Source organism: Mycobacterium sp. E1386, assembly GCF_001672745.1.
Classification (GTDB): domain Bacteria; phylum Actinomycetota; class Actinomycetes; order Mycobacteriales; family Mycobacteriaceae; genus Mycobacterium.
Window position 1 is genome coordinate 1 of sequence record NZ_LZKH01000005.1, and the last position, 18359, is coordinate 18359.

Below are 18359 nucleotides of genomic sequence, written 5' to 3' on the forward strand. Positions count from 1 at the left end.
AGGCCGCGATCCCACTGGCCACCACACCGATGATCACCAGCGGCGCCGCGCCGCCCTGCGCCGCGGCCTTGAACACGGCGAGCTTGCTGACAAACCCGCTCGTCAGCGGGATGCCGGCGAAGGCCAGCAGGAACATCGAAAACATCACGCCCACAATCGGTGAGCGCTGCCCGAGTCCCGCCCAGTGCGACAGGGTGGCGTCCTCGACGCCGTCGGCGTCGCGGATCAGGCTCACGATGGCGAACGCGCCGACGGTGCTGAAGCTGTAGGCGAGCAGGTAGAACAGCGTGGACGAGAGGCCCGCCTGGTTGTCGGCGATCACGCCGGTGAGGATGAACCCGACATGGGCGACCGAGGAGTAGGCGAGCATCCGCTTGACGTCGGTTTGGTTCACCGCGGTGATGGTTCCCACCGCCATGGTGAGGATCGAGATGGTCCACAGCACCGGACGCCACTGATCGTGTAGGGGTGGCAGAGCGACGTAGACCACCCGCAGCAGCGCGCCGAAGGCCGCGACCTTGGTAGCCGCCGCCATGAACCCGGTGATGGGCGTGGGCGCGCCCTGGTAGACGTCCGGGATCCACGAATGGAACGGCACGGCACCCACTTTGAACAGCAGGCCGACGGACAGCAGTGCGACACCGACCAACGCCATCGAGGTGTCCCCGTGCGCCGCCAGCGCGTCCCGGATGCCGGTCAGCAGCAGCGTGCCGGTCGCGCCGTACAGCAGCGCCACGCCGTACAGGAAGAACGCCGACGAGAAGGCGCCCAACAGGAAGTACTTCATCGCCGCCTCCTGCGACAGCAGGCGCCGGTGCCGGGCCAGGCCGCACATCAGGTACAGCGGCAGCGAAAGAACTTCGAGCGCAACGAACATCGTCAACAGGTCATTGGATGCGGGGAAGACCATCATGCCGCCGACGGACAGCATGGCCAGCGGGAACAGCTCTGTCTGTGCGGCCCCGGCCCGCTCCGCGTCACGCTCGGCGTCACTGCCCGGGACCGCGGACGCCTGCGGGGTGAAGGAATCCAGGCCGACCGGCCCGGCGGCGCCCACCCCGGCAACGATCTTGCTGTCCGCCTTGGCTTGCGTGCGTTCGGCCATGAAGATGACCGCCAGCACCGCGACCAGCAGCACCGTGCCCTGCAGGTAGAGGGTCGGCCGGTCGACGGCCATCGCGCCGAGCACCGTCGCGCGGCCGGAGGCCGGGACGGAGCGGCTCACCGCGATCACCGCGACGAAGGCGGCGACGCAACCGGCCAGGGCCAGCGTCACCTGGGCGCCATATCGAATCCGCCTGGGCAGGAACGCTTCCGCGAGGACGCCGACCACGGCGACGCCGAACACGATGAGCGTCGGGCAGAGCAGGAAGTACTCGATGCTGGGGGTGGGGAGGGTCATTATCGCGGTCCTTCGGCTGTCCGGGGTGCGCGGTTGACCGCCGGCACGCTCGGCGCGGGATCATGCTGACCGATGGTGGTCATGGTGTTCTCGACGGCGGGGTTGATGATGTCCAGCACCGGCTTCGGGTAAACCCCGAGGACGAACAGCAGCGCGATCAACGGTGCGACGACGAGCAATTCACGCGTCCGCAGGTCGCCGATCTTCTCGTTGCCGGTCGCCACCGGTCCGGTCATCATCCGCTGGTAGAGCCACAGCATGTAGATGGCGGACAGCACCAGCGCGGTGACGCCGAAGGCGGCGGCCAGCCAGTACCGGTTGAAAGTGCCCAGCAGGACCAGGAACTCGCTGATGAATGGCGCCAGGCCGGGCAGCGACAGGGTGGCCATGGCCGAGACGAGGAACGTCCCCGCCAATATCGGCGCCACCTTCTGCACCCCGCCGTAATCGGCGATCTTCCGGCTGCCGTGCCGGGATATCAGGAAGCCCGCGATCAGGAAGACTGCCGCTGTGGACAGCCCGTGGTTGAGCATGTACAGCGTCGACCCGCTCTGCCCCTGGCTCGTCATCACGAAGATGCCCAGAATGATGAACCCGAAGTGCGAGATCGAGGTGTAGGCGATCAGGCGCATGATGTCGGTCTGCCCGATGGCCACGACCGCGCCGTAAATGACACCGATGACGGCCAGCACGACGATCAGCGGCCGGAAATAGGTTGAGGCGCCGGGGAACAGCTGCAGGCAGTAGCGCAGCATGCCGAAGGTGCCGACCTTGTCCATCACCGCCATCATCAGCACCGCGGTGGCCGGGGTGGCCTCCACCGCGGCGTCTGGCAGCCAGCGGTGGAACGGCCACAGCGGCGCTTTGATGGCGAAGGCGAACATGAAGCCCAGGAACAGCGCCTTGAACACCGCGGAGTCGGCACCGTAGCGGCCGGAGGCGACGCCGGCGACGATCTCCCGGAAGTCGAACGTTCCCGAACCGTGCTGTGCGGTCACCACATACAGCCCGATCACGGCGGCGAGCATGATCAGCCCACCGAACAGGTTGTACAGCAAGAACTTCACCGCAGCGCGTGACCGGCCTGCCCCACCGCCGAAGCCACCGATCAGGAAGTACATCGGGATGAGCATGGCCTCGAAGAAGACGTAGAAGAGCAGTACGTCCAGCGCGACCACCGAGATCAGCACCATCGACTCGATGGCCAGCGTCAGCGCGACGTAGGCGTGCACGCCGCGAGGGCTGCGTTCGCCGCTGTGCGACGGGTCGTCACCATCTCCGTCGTTCCAGCCGGCCACCTGCAGCACCGGGATCAGCACCGCGGTGAGCAGCACCAGCACCACGGCGATGCCGTCGACGCCGAGCGAGTAGGTGGCGCCGAACGCCGGTATCCAGGAATGACTTTCGACGAACTGGTAGGTGGTGCCACCGGACTTGAAGCCGAGGGTGACGACGACCGCGACCGCCAGCGTCAGGACGCCGAAGACCAGGCCCGTCCACTTGGCGAGCCGGCGCAGTCCCGGCGGCAGCAGGATGACCAGCACCGAGCCGGCCAGCGGCACCAGCCACAGGATGCTGAGCCACGGAAGGTTCTTCACCACAGTTTCACCGCCAGGATCAGCGCGACCACCAGGACCGCGCCCGTCAGCATCGACAATGCGTAGTTGCGGGCGAAGCCGGTTTGCAGCCCCCGCAGGCGATTCGAAGTTCGGCTTACCAGCGCGGCGAGCGCGTTGACGGAGCCGTCCACCCCGGCGTTGTCGACGTCGACGAGCGCTTGGGTCAGTTCGGCGCCGGGGCGCATGAACACCTCCTCGTTGAAGGCGTCGCCGTAGAAGTCCCTGCGGGCGGCCGTGGTGAGCGGTGACACCGCAAGCGGCGCCACCCTGGGGATTTCGGCTTTCGCGTACAACCGGTAGGCCACCGCGATCCCGATGATGACCACGCCCAGCGCCAGGGCGGTGTTCGCCCAGGCGGGGAAGGCGTGGGTCACCTCTTCGTGCTTCCCGACGACCGGCTCGAGCCAGCGTTGCAGGGTGCCCCGCCACGCCAGCAGGCCACCGGAGAACACCGAGCCGACAGCGAGCAGGATCATCGGCCAGGTCATCAGGCCGGGTGCCTCGTGGGGATGGGTGTTTGGCGCCCAACGCTTTTTGCCGAAGAAGGTCATCAGCATCACGCGGGTCATGTAGAACGCCGTGACGCCCGCACCCAGCAGCGCGGCCCCGCCCAGCACATAGCCGCGGACGCCGCCGGCGCCCAGTGCCGCCTCGATGATGGCGTCCTTGGAGAAGAAGCCCGCGAACGGCGGCACGCCGATGATCGCCAGATACCCGAGGCCGAAGGTGGCGAAGGTGATCGGCAGCGCCGCGCGCAGGCCACCGTAGCGGCGCATGTCCTGTTCCTCGTGCATCGCGTGGATCACCGCGCCGGAGCCGAGGAACAAACCCGCCTTGAAGAAGCCGTGGGTGAGCAGATGCATGATGGCGAACGCGTAACCGGCCGGGCCCAATCCCGCGGCCAGCACCATGTAGCCGATCTGGCTCATCGTGGACGCCGCCAGCGCGCGCTTGATGTCGTCCTTGGCGCAGCCGATGAACGCCCCGAGCAACAACGTGACGGCGCCGACGGCGACGACGGCGGTCTGAGCATCGGGGGCCAGGTTGTAGAGCGGGTTGGACCGCACGATGAGGTAGACGCCGGCGGTCACCATGGTGGCGGCGTGGATCAGCGCGGACACCGGGGTGGGGCCCTCCATGGCGTCACCAAGCCAGGCCTGCAGCGGGACCTGAGCCGACTTGGCGCAGGCGCCCAGCAGCAGCAGCAACCCCATCGCCGTCAGCGCGCCGCGGCTGGCGGCCGGTGCACCGCCGAAAACCCCGGCGTAGGAGAGCGTGCCGAAGGTGCTGAACATCAAGAACATTCCCAGGGCCAGCCCGGCGTCCCCGACGCGGTTCATCACGAATGCCTTCTTGGCGGCGGTCGCGGCCGTGGGTTTGTGGTACCAGAACCCGATCAGCAGGTAGGAGGCCAGGCCCACGCCTTCCCAGCCGACGTAGAGGACCACGTAGTTGTCGGCGACCACCAGCAGCAGCATCGAGGCGAGGAACAGGTTGAGGTAGCCGAAAAACCTTCGGCGGTCCGGATCTTCGGCCATGTAGGCGACCGAATAGATGTGGATCAGCGACCCGACGCCCGATATCAGCAGCACGAAACAGACCGAGAGCTGGTCGATCTGCAGGCCGAGGTCCACCTGCAGTTGGCCGACCGGGATCCAGGTGAACACCGTCTGGTGGATCACGCGGTCGTCCGCGGCGCGGCCGAGCAGCTCGTTCAGCAGGCTCAGGCCGACGCCGAACGCCGCGAGGGCGGTGGCGCAGCCCAGCCAGTGGCCCCACGCGTCGGTGCGTCGCCCGCCGAACAACAGGATCGCGGCACCCGCCAGCGGCAGTGCCACCAGCAGCCAGGTGTAGTGAGTCATGTTGGCCCCATATTGGCGATGTCAGCCTTTGAGTAGGTTCGCGTCGTCGACCGACGCCGATTTGCGGGCACGGAAAATCGTCATGATGATCGCCAGGCCGACGACGACCTCGCACGCGGCCACCACCATCGTGAAGAACGCGATCATCTGCCCGTCCAGGTGGCCGTGCATCCGCGCGAACGTGACGAACGCCAGGTTGACCGCGTTCAGCATCAGCTCGACGCACATGAACATCACGATGGCGTTGCGTCGCAACAGCACACCCGAGGCCCCGATGGTGAACAGCAGGGCCGAAAGGTAAAGGTAATTGGCCGGATTCATGAGGTGCCGCCTTGGGTTAGGGAGGGGCTCGCCTCACGGGAGGGAGTTTGCTTACCGTCAGCGCCGCGGCTGCGCAAGATAGGCGACACCGACAGCTCCGAGTACGAACCGTCCGGCAGCAGCGCGGCCACGTCGACGGCGTTGTGGCGCGCGTAGACGCCGGGGCTGGGCATCGGGGTGGGGTGCCGACCGGACTGGAACCTCTCCTGCGAGAGCTCCCGCTGCGTCTTGCGGCGCTCGAAGCGCTCGCGATGTGCCAGCACCATCGCCCCAATGGCCGCGGTGATCAGCAGCGCGCTGGTGAGTTCGAACGCCCAGACGTACCGGGAGAAGATCAGCGCGGCAAGCCCTTCCACGTTGCCGTTCGCGTTGGCGGTGGTCAGCCCCGCGAAGCCGCCGGTCGCGGCGGCGCCGATGGCGGCGATCAGCAGGACGCCGAAACCCACGCCGGCCAGGACGGCGGCGATGCGCTGGCCGTGCAGCGTCTCCTTCAGAGATTCCGCGGAGTCCACGCCGATCAGCATCAGCACGAACAGGAACAGCATCATCACCGCGCCGGTGTAGACCACGACCTGGACGACGCCCAGAAACAGCGCGTCCTGAATCATGTAGAACACCGCGAGGATGATCATCGTCATCGCCAGGAACATCGCCGAGTACACGGCGTTGACCGCGAGCACCACCCCGATCGCCCCGATCAGCGCCAGGGCTCCCAGCACCCAGAACGTCACCGCCTCGCCGGTGGAGGTGCGGACGATCGTCTCCGAAGCCAGATTCGAAGCCAGGAGCTGGCCGGTCACCCCAGTCACCGGGATTCCCCGGCCTTCTCGGCTTCGCGCAGGCCATGCGCGGTGACGTTGCCCTGGTAGTAGTCCTTGTCGGTGGCGCCCGGCGCCCGGGGGTGCGGCGGCGCGAGCATGTCTTGCAGCAGCGGCGCCAGCAGCCGGTCCTTTTCGTAGATCAGGTCGGCGCGGTTGTCGTCGGCCATCTCGTAGTCGTTGGTCATCGTCAGCGCCCGGGTCGGGCACGCCTCGATGCACAGGCCGCAGCCGATGCAACGCAGGTAGTTGATTTGATAGACCCGGCCGTAGCGTTCCCCGGGCGAATACCGGAGCTCCTCGGTGTTGTCCGCGCCCTCGACGTAGATCGCGTCGGCCGGGCAGGCCCAGGCGCACAGCTCGCACCCGATGCATTTCTCCAGGCCGTCGGGGTAACGGTTGAGCTGGTGACGGCCGTGATAGCGCGGCGCGACGGGGCCCGGCTTCTCCGGATACTCCTCGGTGACATGCCTTTTGAACATCGAGCCGAACGTCACGCCGAATCCGGCCACGGCATCCAGGAACTTAGCCACGTGCTTTCTCCTTGCTCGCGGCCGCCAGGGACTTCATCGGCAGCGGCGGTGTCGGGAATACCGGTGTGGGGGACTGCCCGGCAGGCAATTGCTTGGCCTCGCGGCGGAGCTGTCGCTCCAGCGCGCGAATACTGGGCGTGGCGAACGGTTTTCGCAACAACAGCACCAGCGCCGTCGCGAACACGATGCTGCAGGCGACCAGCAGCGGGGTCCAGTGCGCGTACCCCTGGTTCTGCAGGGTGCGGATCACCGCCGCGATCAACACCCAGACCAGTGAGGCCGGGATCAGCAGCTTCCAGCCCAGCCCCATGAACTGGTCGTAGCGCAGCCGGGGCAGCGAGGCCCGCAGCCAGAAGTAGATGAACAGGAACGTCCACATCTTGGCGGTGAACCAGAGCAGCGGCCACCACCCGGTGTTGGCGCCGGCCCACATGTTGATGGGCCAGGGCGCATGCCAGCCGCCGAAGAACAGGACCGTCGCCAGGGACGAGACCGTCATCATGTTGACGTACTCGGCCAGCATGAACATCGCGAACTTCAGCGACGAGTACTCGGTGTGGAAGCCGGCGACCAGCTCGCCCTCGGCCTCGGGCAAATCGAATGGCGCGCGGTTGGTTTCACCGACCATGGAGATCAGGTAGATGACGAACGACGGCAACAGCAGGAACACGTACCAGACCCGGTCCTGCGCCGCGACGATCTGCGACGTCGACATCGAGCCGGCGTAGAGGAACACCGCCGCGAACGACAGCCCCATCGCCACCTCGTAGGAGATGACCTGCGCGGTGGAGCGCACCCCGCCCAGCAGCGGGTAGGTCGACCCGGACGCCCAGCCGCCCAGCACGATGCCGTACACGCCGATCGCCGAGAGCCCCAGGATGAACAGCACCGCCACCGGGAGGTCGGTCAGCTGGAGCGGAGTGCGGTGCCCGAACACCGACACCACCGGCCCGAACGGGATGAACGCGAACGCGGTGAACGCGGGGATGGTGGAGATGACCGGCGCCGCGAAGTAGACGAACTTGTCGACGCCGCCCGGCGTGATGGTTTCCTTGAGTGCCAGCTTGATTCCGTCGGCCAGGCTCTGCAGGACGCCCCACGGCCCCGCGCGGTTCGGTCCGGGCCGCAGCTGCATCCAGCCGAGGATCTTTCGCTCGAGCAAAATCGCGACCAGCACGTTGAGCATGAGGAACACGAAGATGGCCAGCGCCTTGCCCAGCACCAGCCACCAGGTGTCGTGTCCGAAGGCGGTCAAGGAGTTCGTCGTCATGAGCCCACTCCGATTTTCACTGTGCTGCCCAGGGTTACGCCCAGCTGCCGGTGGACGGCGCAGCCCGGGGAGTTCAGCGGGAGCCACACCACCCGGTCGGGCATGTCGGTGATGATCAGCGGCAGGCTGATCGATCCGCGCGCCGTGCTGACGGTGACCGCGTCACCGTCGGCGGCGCCGATCTCGGCGGCCGTGTCGGCCGACAGCCGCACCGCGGGCTTGCGCGCGGTCCCGGCCAGATGCGGCTCGCCGTCCTGCATCCGGCCGTTGTCCAGCAGCATCCGCCACCCGGTCAGCACCGCTTGTCCTTTTTCGGGCCGGTTCCCGGCCGGGGCCGCGACGGCCGGGGCCGTCGCCCAACCGCCGTCCCAGGTGCCCAGCGCGGAGAGTTCGGCGCGGGCCGCCGAAGCGGTCGACAGCCCCAGATAGACGCCCATCTCGTCGGCCAGCGCGTCGAGCACTTGGTGGTCGGACTGGCTGGCTTGCTCGCTGCTCCAGCGCAGCGCCGGTTCGAACGGGCGGTAGCGTCCCTCCCAGTTGACGAAGGCCCCTGCCTTCTGCGCCGTCGGCGCGACGGGGAACACCACGTCGGCGCGGTCGGTGACGGCGCTGCGCCGCAGCTCCAGGCTCACCACGAATCCGGCGGAGTCCAGCGCGGCCAGCACCGCTTCGGGGTCGGCGAAGTCGTCGGGTTCGACACCGCCGACCAACAGGGCGCCCAGCGTCCCGTCGGCGGCGGCGGCCAGGATGCCGTCGACGTCACGCCCTGCGGCGGAAGGCAATTCGGAGACGTGCCACGCCGCGGCGATCTGCGCGCGGGCGGTCTCGTCGTCGAGGGGGCGGCCACCCGGCAGCAGGGCGGGCAGCGCGCCGGCCTCCAGCGCGCCCCGCTCGCCGGCTCGGCGTGGCACCCACGCCAGCCGGGCACCGGTGGCGTCCGCGAGCCGGGCGGCGGCGGACAATCCGCCGGGCACCGTTGCCAGGCGTTCGCCGACCATGATGACCGCGCCGGCGGTGGACAGCAGGTCGCCCACCTCTCCCGTGGCCAGCCCGTCCAGCGCCGCCGCTTCGGTACCCGGAACGGTTTTGATGAGCCGCCCGGACATCTTCACCAGCGCCCGGGTGGCGAACGGCGCAACCGCGTACACCGGTAGCCCGTGCTTGCGGGCGGCCTTGCGCAGTCGCAGGAACACGATGGGCGACTCGTCTTCGGGCTCGAACCCGACCAGCACCACCACCGGAGCCGATTCCAGATCGGCGTAGCTGACGTCGCGCCGGCCCGCGATCCGTGACGCCAGGAAGTCGGCTTCCTCGGCCGAGTTCGGGCGAGCGCGGAAGTCAATATCGTTGCTGTCCAGCACGATTCGGGCGAACTTGGAGTACGCGTAGGCGTCTTCCAAGGTGGCCCGGCCGCCGACCAGCACACCGGTGCGCCCGCGCGCCGCCTCGAGGCCCCGAATCGCGGTTGCCATCGCGTGCGACCACGACGCGGGCACCAGCGTGCCGTCCGCGTCGCGAATCAGGGGAGTGCTGATCACGTCCGGCTGGGTCGCGTAGGTGAACGCCCACCGGCCCTTGTCGCAGTTCCACTCCTCGTTGACTTCCGGGTCGTCGCCGGCCAGCCGGCGCAATACCTTGCCGCGGCGGTGGTCGGTGCGCTGGGCGCACCCGGACGCGCAGTGTTCGCAGACGCTGGGGCTGGACACCAGGTCGAAGGGGCGGGCCCGGAAACGGTAGGACGTTCCTGTCAGCGCGCCGACCGGGCAGATCTGCACCGTGTTGCCCGAAAAGTACGAGTCGAACGGCTCATTGGCATAGATGCCGACCTGCTGCAGGGCGCCGCGCTCCTGCATGTCGATGAAGATGTCCCCGGCGATCTGCTCGGAGAACCGCGTGCACCGGGCGCACAGGATGCAGCGCTCGCGATCCAGCAGCACCTGCGCGGAGATGTTGATCGGCTTGGCGAAGGTCCGCTTGACGTCGGTGAAGCGGGAATCGGCGCGGCCGTTGGACATCGCCTGGTTCTGCAGCGGGCACTCGCCGCCCTTGTCGCACATCGGGCAGTCCAGCGGGTGATTGATGAGCAGCAGCTCCATCACACCGTGCTGGGCCTTGTCGGCGGCTTCCGACGTGAGCTGCGTGCGCACGACCATGTCTTCGGTGGCGACGGTGGTGCACGATGCCATCGGCTTGCGTTGCCCCTCAACCTCAACCAGGCACTGCCGGCACGCGCCGACCGGCTCGAGCAGCGGATGGTCGCAGAACCGCGGGATCTGGATACCCATCAACTCGGCCGCACGGATCACCAATGTGCCTTTGGGCACGCTGATTTCGTTGCCGTCGATGGTCAGCGTGACCATCTCCGGCGGACGTACCTCGTCTCCGGTCTCGGTTTTGGCGGCACTGGTCAAAGTGTCAGGCCTTTCCGTTCAGCATGGAATCTCGGGGGTCGAACGGGCAGCCACCGTCTTCGACGTGCGCCACGTATTCGTCGCGGAAGTACTTGATCGACGACATCACCGGGCTGGCGGCGCCATCGCCCAACGCGCAGAAGGACTTTCCCAAGATGGTGTCGGAGATGTCCAACAGCTTGTCGATGTCCTCGTTGGTGCCCTTGCCGGTTTCCAGCCGCTCGTAGATCTGGTCGAGCCAGAAGGTGCCCTCCCGGCAGGGGGTGCATTTCCCGCACGATTCGTGTTTGTAGAAGTACGTCCAGCGGCGCACGGCTCGCACCACGCAGGTGGTCTCGTCGAAGATCTCCAGCGCCTTGGTGCCCAGCATGGAGCCGACCGCGCCCACGCCCTCGTAGTCCAACGGCACGTCGAGGTGCTCGTCGGTGAGCAGCGGGGTGGACGACCCGCCGGGCGTCCAGAACTTCAGTCGGTGCCCGGCCCGCACCCCGCCGGCGTAGGCGAGCAACTCGCGCAACGTGATACCCAGCGGCGCCTCGTACTGGCCGGGCCGGGCGACATGCCCGGACAGCGAATACAGCGTGAAGCCAGGCGATTTCTCACTGCCCATCGACCGGAACCAGTCGACACCGTTGAGGACGATGGGCGGCACGCTGGCGATCGTCTCGACGTTGTTGATCACCGTGGGGCAGCCGTAGAGTCCCGCCACCGCGGGGAAGGGCGGCCGGAGCCGCGGCTGGCCCCGCCGGCCTTCCAGCGAATCCAGCAGCGCGGTCTCCTCGCCGCAGATGTACGCGCCGGCGCCCGCGTGCACCACCAGCTCCAGGTCGAAGCCGGACCCGTTGATGTCGCGGCCCAGGTATCCGGCGGCGTAAGCCTCGGCCACCGCGTTCTGCAGGCGGCGCAGCACCGGCAGAACTTCCCCGCGCACGTAGATGAACGCGTGGCTGGCCCGGATCGCGTAGGCGGCGATGATGACGCCCTCGACGAGCACGTGCGGCGTCGCCAGCATCAATGGAATGTCTTTGCACGTACCGGGTTCCGACTCGTCGGCGTTGACCACCAGGTAGTGCGGTTTGGCGGCCGCACCGGTGTCGCCCTGCGGGATGAACGACCACTTCGTTCCGGTCGAGAAGCCGGCGCCACCGCGCCCGCGCAACCCGGAGTCCTTGACCATGGCGATCACGTCGTCGGGCGCCATCGCCAGCGCCTTCTTCATCCCCTCGTAGCCGTCGTGACGGCGGTACGTCTCAAGGGTCCACGACTCGGGATCGTCCCAGAACCGGCTGATGACCGGGGTGAGCGGCGTGGCCTGCGAGCTGGTCATGACTGGCCTCCCGGCGGGGTGGGCGCCCGCATGCCGTTTTCCTTCGCCACCTTCAGCCCCGCCAGCGTGGCCTCACCCGCACCGCCCTGACCCTGGTCGGGGCGCTCATCGGGCAGGCCGGCCAGGATGCGTGACGTCTCGCGGAAGGCGCACAGCGGGGCGCCGCGCGTGGGCGGCTTGGGCGTGCCCGAGCGCAACGAGTCGACGAGCTCGCGGGCCGACTCCGGTGTCTGATTGTCGAAGAACTCCCAGTTGACCATCACCACCGGCGCGTAGTCACAGGCGGCGTTGCACTCGATGTGTTGCAGGGTGACGGAGCCATCGGGGGTTGTCTCGTCGTTGCCGATGCCCAAATGTTCCTTCAGGGCGTCGAATACGGCGTCGCCGCCCATGATGGCGCAGAGCGTGTTGGTGCAGACACCGACCAGGTAATCGCCGGTGGGTCCGCGGCGATACATCGTGTAGAAGCTCGCCACCGCCGACACCTCGGCACCGGTCAGGCCCAGCTGCTCACCGCAGAACTCCAAACCGGCCGGGGTCAGGTAGGAGTCCTCGGCCTGCACCAGGTGCAGCAACGGCAGCAGCGCCGAGCGCTTATTGGGGTAGCGGCCCATGATCTCCTTGGCGTCGACCTCCAGCCGCGCCCGCACTTCGGCCGAATACGATTGCGGCGCACCCTCAACCACGAACGCGTTGGGTTCCTCCGGCGGTGGTCCGAGCCGGATGAACACCGGCTGTCCTTGGGGGCCGGTCACCGATCCACCCCGCCCATGACCGGGTCGATGCTGGCGACCGCGGTGATCAGGTCGGCCACCATCCCGCCCTCGCACATCGCGGCGACCGACTGCAGATTGGTGAACGAGGGGTCCCGGTAGTGCACCCGGTAGGGGCGGGTGCCGCCATCGCTCACCATGTGCACGCCCAGCTCCCCGCGCGGTGACTCCACCGCGGTGTAGACCTGGCCCGCCGGAACCCGGATGCCCTCGGTGACCAGCTTGAAGTGGTGGATCAAGGCCTCCATCGAGCCGCCCATGATCTTGGCGATGTGCTCCTGTGAGTTACCCATCCCGTCCGGGCCCACCTTCAGGTCGGCCGGCCAGGCGATCTTGCGGTCCTCGATCATGGTCGGGCCCGGCTTCAACTTGTCCAGACACTGCTCGACGATCTTGATCGACTCCCACATCTCGTTCACGCGAATCATGTAGCGCCCGTAAGCATCACACGTGTCGGCGGTCATCACGTCGAATTCGTAGTTTTCATATCCGCAGTACGGTTCGCTCTTGCGCAGATCGTGCGGCAACCCGGTGGCGCGCAGAATCGGCCCGGTGATGCCGAGCGCCATGCAACCGGTCAGGTCCAGGTAGCCGATGTCCTGGGTGCGGGCCTTCCAGATGGCGTTCTCGTTGAGCAGACCGCCCATTTCGCGCAGCACCTGGCGCAGCGGCTTGAGGGCGTCGGCGATGTCTTTCTCCGCGCCCGGCGGCAGATCCTGCGCCACGCCGCCCGGCCGGATGTAGGCGCTGTTCATCCGCAACCCGGAGATCTTCTCGAACAGGGTCAGCACGATCTCGCGGCCGCGGAAACCGACGAACATCGGGGTCATGGCGCCCAATTCCATGCCGCCGGTAGCGAGTGCGACCAGATGCGAGGAGATCCGGTTGAGCTCCATCATCATCACCCGGATGACGTTGACCCGCTCCGGTATCTGATCGGTGATGCCGAGCAGTTTCTCCACGCCCAGGCAGTACGCGGCCTCGTTGAAAAACGGTGACAGGTAATCCATTCGGGTCACGAAGGTGACCCCCTGCGTCCAGTACCGATATTCGAGGTTCTTCTCGATCCCGGTATGCAGGTAGCCGATTCCGCAGCGAACCTCTGTGACCGTTTCGCCCTCGATCTCCAGGATCAGCCGCAACACCCCGTGGGTGGACGGGTGCTGGGGACCCATGTTGACGACGATCCGTTCGCCGGGGTCCGCCTTGCGGGCGGCCTCGACGATCTGTTCCCAGTCCTGTCCGCCGGCGACCAAGACGGTCTCCGGGCCTTCCGGGCCGCCGCCGTCGTGCGTCGAGTCGGTGATTGTGCTCATCAGTTGTACGCTCTCCGCTCGTCGGGCGGGGGAATCTGGGCTCCCTTGTATTCCACCGGGATGCCGCCGAGGGGGTAGTCCTTGCGCTGCGGGTGGCCATGCCAGTCGTCGGGCATCTCGATGCGGGTCAGCGACGGGTGCCCGTCGAAGATGATGCCGAAGAAGTCGTAGGTTTCGCGCTCGTGCCAGTCGGTGGTCGGGTAGATCCCGAACAGCGAAGGGATGTGCGGATCGCTGTCCGGCGCAGCCACTTCCAGGCGGACGCGGCGATTGTGTGTGATCGACTGCAACGGGTACACCGCGTGCAGTTCGCGATCGGTCTCGTGGGGGTAGTGCACCCCGCTGACACCCAGACACATCTCGAAACGCAGCCCCGGCTCATCGCGAAGATGCTGGGCGACCCGGGGCAGCGCTTCGCGGCGCACGTGCAGGGTCAGCTCGTCGCGGTACACCACGACTTTCTCTATCGCATCGGAGAATTCGACGCCCGCGCTTTTCAATGCCTCGGCCAGCGTGTCGACCACCTCGTCGAAGTAGCGGCCGTAGGGTCGGGGGCTGCTGCCGGGAAGCATGACCTCGCGCACCAGGCGCCCGTAGCCGGACGTGTCGCCCGAGCCCTTGGCGCCGAACATGCCGCGGCGCACGTCGATCACTTCTTCGTCGGCCTGGCTGATCGCCTCTTGGGGGTTTTGGTCGGGCGAGCTCATCGCAGCAGCCCGCGCATCTCGATCGTGGGCCGGGCCGACAGCGCCGCCTGCTCGGCCTCGGCGATGGCTTCTTCGCGGTTGACCCCCAGCGGCATCTGTTGAATCTTCTCGTGCAGCTTCAGGATTGCGTGCAACAACATCTCCGGCCGCGGCGGGCAACCGGGCAGGTAGATGTCCACCGGCACCACGTGGTCCACGCCCTGCACGATCGAGTAGTTATTGAACATCCCGCCGGACGACGCACACACGCCCATGGCCAGCACCCACTTCGGCTCGCCCATCTGGTCGTAGATCTGGCGCAGCACCGGCGCCATCTTCTGGCTCACGCGGCCGGCGACGATCATCAGATCGGCCTGCCGCGGCGTCGCCGAGAATCGCTCCATGCCGAACCGCGCGATGTCGAATCTTGGCCCGGCGGTTGCCATCATCTCGATGGCACAGCACGCCAACCCGAACGTCGCCGGCCACAAGGAGTTCTTGCGCACGTAGCCGGCGACCTTTTCCACCGTTGACAGCAGAATCCCGCCGGGGAGCTGTTCTTCGAGACCCACGTCTACCTCAATCCCACGTCAGGCCGCCGCGGCGCCACACATAGGCGTACGCCACGAAGACCGTGAGCATGAACACCACCATCTCGACCAACGCGAACGTTCCCAGCGCGTCGTAGCTGACCGCCCATGGATACAAGAACACGATTTCGATGTCGAAGACGATAAAAAGCATTGCGGTCAGGTAATACTTCACCGGGAACCGCTGGCCGCTCGCCGCGTGCGGGCCGCTGACCGGACTGTCGGTGGGTTCGATCCCGCACTCGTAGGGCGCCATCTTCGACTTGTTGTAGCGCGTCGGGCCGGCCAGGCTCGCGATCACCACCGATCCCACCGCGAAGGCCGCGGCTATCGCTCCGAGCACCAAGATGGGTATGTAGACGTTCAACTCGTCCAAGATCTCCTCGTACGGGCCGCCGGTGCGGCGGCCGGGCGGGGGCCGGGCTGCTGTGATGTACCCGGACTGCGGGCCACCACAGTGACCTTCACAACATAGCGTCGCGAAGACGGCTGTGTTTTGTCGGGGTGGGGCTATTCGCTTCGTTTTTGTGTCGCCGCAACCGGCTGGCTCGCCGCCACGGCCGGTCGGCGGAGTGCCAACGCCGGTTTCGCACCCGTCGTTGGGGTGGTGATCGCGGTATTGCCGCAGGTGAAAGGGCTAGCGCGTGGGTGTGCGGAGCAGTCCGAGCACCGTGCGGCCCAGCACGATGGGATCGAGGGGATGCGGCACCGCGGCTTCGGCGCGCGACCAGTTCGCCAGCCAGGCGTCGTCCGGGCGGCCGGTGAGCACCAGGATCGGTGGGCACGTGGCGAGTTCGTCTTTGAGCTGTTTGGCGATTCCCATGCCGCCGGTGGGGGTGGCTTCCCCGTCGAGAATGGCCAAGTCGATGCCGCCCTCGTCCATCTGGCGTACCACCATCGGGGCGGTCGCCACCTCGAGGTAGGTCAGCTCGGGCAGGTCCGGATGCAGATGCTTGCCCAGCGCCCGGATGACTTGTTCGCGGGTCTTGGCGTTATCGCTGTAGACCAGGATCCGCAGGGCAACGCTGGATTCGGGGCTGGAGTCCGACACGGTGCAGATGCTACTGGTGTCGCACCGGCTTCACTGGGCAGCCCGCACGAAGACGGCTTCGGCCGCCGCCTTCGCCGTCGAGCCGATCATGCCGAGCCGGTTCCAGCCCAGGTCGAACTGGGTGCGGTCCACCTTGGTTTCCCCGGCGATCCGGATCGAGCCGTCATCGAGCTCGGTGATCGTGGCGGGCAGGGGCAGCGGCGCGGTGATGCCCTTGATGGTGAAGGCGGCGCGGAGGTCTGCGGCCTTGCCTTTGGTCGGGTGGACCGCGGTGACGACGACGCTGATTTCACCGAAGCGCTCGACGTCGAAGAAGTCGGCCGAGCGCAGGTGCTTGTCACGACGGCCGATCCCGGTGTCCAGGGAGGCGGTGCGGACGTCGAGGCGGCCGAAAACCGCCCCCTTCGCCGTCAGTTGGCCGTCACCGCTGAATTCGGTGAAGCGGCCCTTGACGTTCAGCAGGCCCCACATATTTCTGACCTTGAAGGTGATCTCCGAGCGGTCGGGGACGAGGGTCCATACGCCGGCCAGGTCGGGATCGTTCAGAAGCGTTTCCAAAGTCGTCATCTGCACCCCCATCTCTCGTGGCGAATCTAACTCCTAGTCCATCAACGGCGCGATCTCGGCGGGGTCGAAGTACTCGTCGATCCGGTCGAGCCGGCCGTCGCTGCCCACCCTGATCACGATGCAGACCCGCATCGAGATCGATTGGCCGGCACGACCGGTGGCGTGCAGGATGTGCTGCTGGACGAAGCCGCCCTCGAAGAACCGCCGGTCCAGGATCTCGTAACGGCGTTCGGTGGTCGCGGTGATGAACCAGTCGATGACCCGCAGCGCGCGGGCCTTGCCGTCATCGCGCCGCGCGCCGACTCGCCACACCGCGATGTCGTCGCTCCACATCCGGTCAACCGCCGCGAAGTCGCCCTTTTCGATCGCGGTGAACAGGCGGTCTGCCGCGTCGGCAACGATTTCCGGGCTCGCACCGGCCATGCTCGCTCCTATTCTTCGGTATCTTCGTCGTCGTATCCGGGGTGGGCCGCTGCCAGCCGGCGGCGCACCAGGGTGCGCAGGCAGGCGGTGACCTCCAGGGCCCGGCCGTCCATCGCGCCGGCCCGGATCGCGGCGGCCAGCTCCTCCTCGTCGGCAAATCCGAGCTCGGCCAGCGCAGCAGCGGATTCGGCCTCGCTCTCGTCGAGCAGTTCGCGCTCGACGATGCGCAGCGCGTTGGCGGCCACCCTGGCGTGGAAGTTGACCTGCCCGCTGGTCGCGGCCCGAACGTCGGTCTCCAGGAATTCGGCCACCGCGGCCACCAGTTCGGCGGCGAGCGGGCGGCCGTACGGGCCGATCATTAGAGGTCCCCCGATTGCCTGGCTTCTCCTCGCGCCGCTGCGCGGCGCGCATCGTCGCCCGGCGCTCCTTCGAGTAGGTCCAGCAGGTCCCATTCGGTCTCGCACACGCGCCGGCCGATCGTGGCCAGCTCCACCGAGCGGAACTGACCGGTCAGGTGCCGCTCCGCCTGGTAGCGGCAGATGACGCCCCATCGCAGCGTGGCCAGCACCAGCCACCAGTGAAAGGCCCGCCGGTCGACGCCGGTCCCGCCGGCCTGCTCGTAGTCGCGCAGGAAGCTTTCGATGCTGCCGAGGCCGCCGGCGCCGAGGCTGGCCGGGGCGCCGAAGCGCCAGGCGCGGATGCAGAACCAGGCCAGGTCGTCGTACGGGTCGCCGCGGTGTACCAGTTCCCAGTCGAGGACGGCGGCGAGGCGGGACCCGTCGACGATGAGGTTTCCCATCCGGTAGTCCCCGTGCACCAGAACGTCCGCCGACGGCTCCGGCCGGTTGGCGCCCAGCCAGCGAAACGCCCATTCGAAGGTGGCCGTGGTGTCACCCATGGCGTCGAGCCGGTCGCGCCACTGCGTCAGCGGATCCTCGCGGGTTAGACCGGGAATGTCCGGGTCGGCGCGGTGGATGGCCGCCAGGGCCTGCGCGCATTGCCGCAGCAGCTCCCCGCGGGCCGCTTGCCCGCCCCCGGCGTCGAGCTGACGCTGAATTCGCCGGACGATCGTCTCGCCCGCGATCTCGTCGCAGATCAGAAACGGATTGCCCAGGGCGGCTGGCGAATCGTCGGCGATGAGGACGTGGGGGACGGGTGCGCCGGCCGCCGCGGCGGCGGCCTGGGCGCGCGCCTCCAGCTCCATGCCGGCGTGCACGTCGTCGGGCGCGCCGGTGCGCAGGATCAGCGCGTGGTGTCGCTCGCCGGCGACGGCGTCGAAGGCCCACGTGGAGCGGCTGGCGCCGCCGGTCAACGCGCGCAGGTTCTCAACCGCCACATCGGCACCGAGGACCGGCGCCAGCACCGCGGCGAGCTGTGGGGCCAACTGCTC

General features: G+C 67.6%; 18 protein-coding genes and 1 pseudogene. All 19 read right to left on the minus strand.

Going from position 1 to position 18359, the window contains the following annotated elements; translation table 11 throughout:
- The coding region (gene nuoN / locus A5709_RS00060) for an NADH-quinone oxidoreductase subunit NuoN (protein ID WP_067943454.1) at positions 1-1402 on the minus strand (1402 nt) is incomplete at its 3' end.
- Positions 1402-3000, minus strand: coding sequence for an NADH-quinone oxidoreductase subunit M (locus tag A5709_RS00065; RefSeq protein WP_197520045.1), 1599 nt, complete (start codon positions 2998-3000; stop codon positions 1402-1404). The genes A5709_RS00065 and nuoN, both read right to left, overlap by 1 nt.
- Positions 2997-4883 (minus strand): NADH-quinone oxidoreductase subunit L, encoded by a 1887-nt coding sequence (gene nuoL, locus A5709_RS00070; protein ID WP_068117075.1) that lies wholly within the window; start codon positions 4881-4883, stop codon positions 2997-2999. The genes A5709_RS00065 and nuoL overlap by 4 nt, the downstream gene beginning before the upstream one ends.
- 21 nt (positions 4884-4904) lie before the next feature.
- Entirely contained in the window at positions 4905-5204 is a 300-nt protein-coding gene (gene nuoK / locus A5709_RS00075; protein WP_007168303.1) for an NADH-quinone oxidoreductase subunit NuoK, read from the minus strand.
- Positions 5201-5989 carry an NADH-quinone oxidoreductase subunit J gene (locus tag A5709_RS00080; protein WP_067943484.1) on the minus strand — a complete coding sequence of 263 codons (789 nt, stop codon included), beginning with the start codon at positions 5987-5989 and terminating at the stop codon, positions 5201-5203. Before A5709_RS00080 ends, nuoK begins: the two co-directional genes overlap by 4 nt.
- Before the next feature lie 20 nt (positions 5990-6009).
- Positions 6010-6576, minus strand: a pseudogene (gene nuoI, locus A5709_RS00085) (NADH-quinone oxidoreductase subunit NuoI); the annotation flags it as partial.
- On the minus strand, positions 6548-7810 hold the full coding sequence (gene nuoH / locus A5709_RS00090) for an NADH-quinone oxidoreductase subunit NuoH (RefSeq protein ID WP_068117096.1): 1263 nt from the start codon (positions 7808-7810) through the stop codon (positions 6548-6550). The gene nuoH and the pseudogene nuoI, both read right to left, overlap by 29 nt.
- Positions 7811-7821: 11 nt before the next feature.
- The gene (locus A5709_RS00095; protein WP_068117076.1) at positions 7822-10236 is read right to left on the minus strand and encodes an NADH-quinone oxidoreductase subunit G; all 2415 of its coding nucleotides are present in this window, start codon (positions 10234-10236) and stop codon (positions 7822-7824) included.
- Positions 10237-10240: 4 nt separating this feature from the next.
- Positions 10241-11563 carry an NADH-quinone oxidoreductase subunit NuoF gene (gene nuoF / locus A5709_RS00100; protein ID WP_067943462.1) on the minus strand — a complete coding sequence of 441 codons (1323 nt, stop codon included), beginning with the start codon at positions 11561-11563 and terminating at the stop codon, positions 10241-10243.
- Positions 11560-12318 (minus strand): NADH-quinone oxidoreductase subunit NuoE, encoded by a 759-nt coding sequence (gene nuoE, locus A5709_RS00105; protein WP_068117077.1) that lies wholly within the window; start codon positions 12316-12318, stop codon positions 11560-11562. Before nuoE ends, nuoF begins: the two co-directional genes overlap by 4 nt.
- Complete coding sequence (gene nuoD, locus A5709_RS00110; protein WP_068117078.1) at positions 12315-13652, minus strand: NADH dehydrogenase (quinone) subunit D; 1338 nt, start codon at positions 13650-13652, stop codon at positions 12315-12317. Before nuoD ends, nuoE begins: the two co-directional genes overlap by 4 nt.
- The gene (locus A5709_RS00115) at positions 13652-14359 is read right to left on the minus strand and encodes an NADH-quinone oxidoreductase subunit C (RefSeq protein ID WP_068117080.1); all 708 of its coding nucleotides are present in this window, start codon (positions 14357-14359) and stop codon (positions 13652-13654) included. Before A5709_RS00115 ends, nuoD begins: the two co-directional genes overlap by 1 nt.
- Positions 14356-14910: an NADH-quinone oxidoreductase subunit B family protein gene (locus tag A5709_RS00120; protein WP_067943467.1), complete on the minus strand. Its 555-nt coding sequence runs from the start codon at positions 14908-14910 to the stop codon at positions 14356-14358. Before A5709_RS00120 ends, A5709_RS00115 begins: the two co-directional genes overlap by 4 nt.
- A 7-nt stretch (positions 14911-14917) precedes the next feature.
- Entirely contained in the window at positions 14918-15295 is a 378-nt protein-coding gene (locus A5709_RS00125) for an NADH-quinone oxidoreductase subunit A (protein ID WP_067943488.1), read from the minus strand.
- 270 nt (positions 15296-15565) lie between these two features.
- Positions 15566-15979, minus strand: coding sequence for a response regulator transcription factor (locus A5709_RS00130; RefSeq protein ID WP_046185372.1), 414 nt, complete (start codon positions 15977-15979; stop codon positions 15566-15568).
- 30 nt (positions 15980-16009) lie between these two features.
- The gene (locus tag A5709_RS00135; protein ID WP_067943491.1) at positions 16010-16546 is read right to left on the minus strand and encodes a YceI family protein; all 537 of its coding nucleotides are present in this window, start codon (positions 16544-16546) and stop codon (positions 16010-16012) included.
- 33 nt (positions 16547-16579) lie between these two features.
- Positions 16580-16969 carry a nuclear transport factor 2 family protein gene (locus A5709_RS00140; protein ID WP_068117086.1) on the minus strand — a complete coding sequence of 130 codons (390 nt, stop codon included), beginning with the start codon at positions 16967-16969 and terminating at the stop codon, positions 16580-16582.
- A gap of 8 nt (positions 16970-16977) precedes the next feature.
- Positions 16978-17328, minus strand: coding sequence for a DUF6285 domain-containing protein (locus tag A5709_RS00145; RefSeq protein WP_068117089.1), 351 nt, complete (start codon positions 17326-17328; stop codon positions 16978-16980).
- Positions 17328-18359, minus strand: a 1032-nt coding sequence (locus A5709_RS00150) for a phosphotransferase family protein (protein ID WP_231986784.1), incomplete at its 5' end; no start/stop codon positions are given. The genes A5709_RS00145 and A5709_RS00150, both read right to left, overlap by 1 nt.

Excerpts from the sequence above, each read along its gene's own strand:
- nuoK (WP_007168303.1), bottom strand. The coding sequence starts at position 5,204 with ATGAATCCGGCCAATTACCTTTACCTTTCGGCCCTGCTGTTCACCATC.
- nuoD (WP_068117078.1), bottom strand. The coding sequence starts at position 13,652 with ATGAGCACAATCACCGACTCGACGCACGACGGCGGCGGCCCGGAAGGC.
- nuoL (WP_068117075.1), bottom strand. The coding sequence starts at position 4,883 with ATGACTCACTACACCTGGCTGCTGGTGGCACTGCCGCTGGCGGGTGCC.
- A5709_RS00140 (WP_068117086.1), bottom strand. The coding sequence starts at position 16,969 with ATGGCCGGTGCGAGCCCGGAAATCGTTGCCGACGCGGCAGACCGCCTG.
- nuoF (WP_067943462.1), bottom strand. The coding sequence starts at position 11,563 with ATGACCAGCTCGCAGGCCACGCCGCTCACCCCGGTCATCAGCCGGTTC.
- A5709_RS00115 (WP_068117080.1), bottom strand. The coding sequence starts at position 14,359 with ATGAGCTCGCCCGACCAAAACCCCCAAGAGGCGATCAGCCAGGCCGAC.
- A5709_RS00135 (WP_067943491.1), bottom strand. The coding sequence starts at position 16,546 with ATGACGACTTTGGAAACGCTTCTGAACGATCCCGACCTGGCCGGCGTA.
- A5709_RS00145 (WP_068117089.1), bottom strand. The coding sequence starts at position 17,328 with ATGATCGGCCCGTACGGCCGCCCGCTCGCCGCCGAACTGGTGGCCGCG.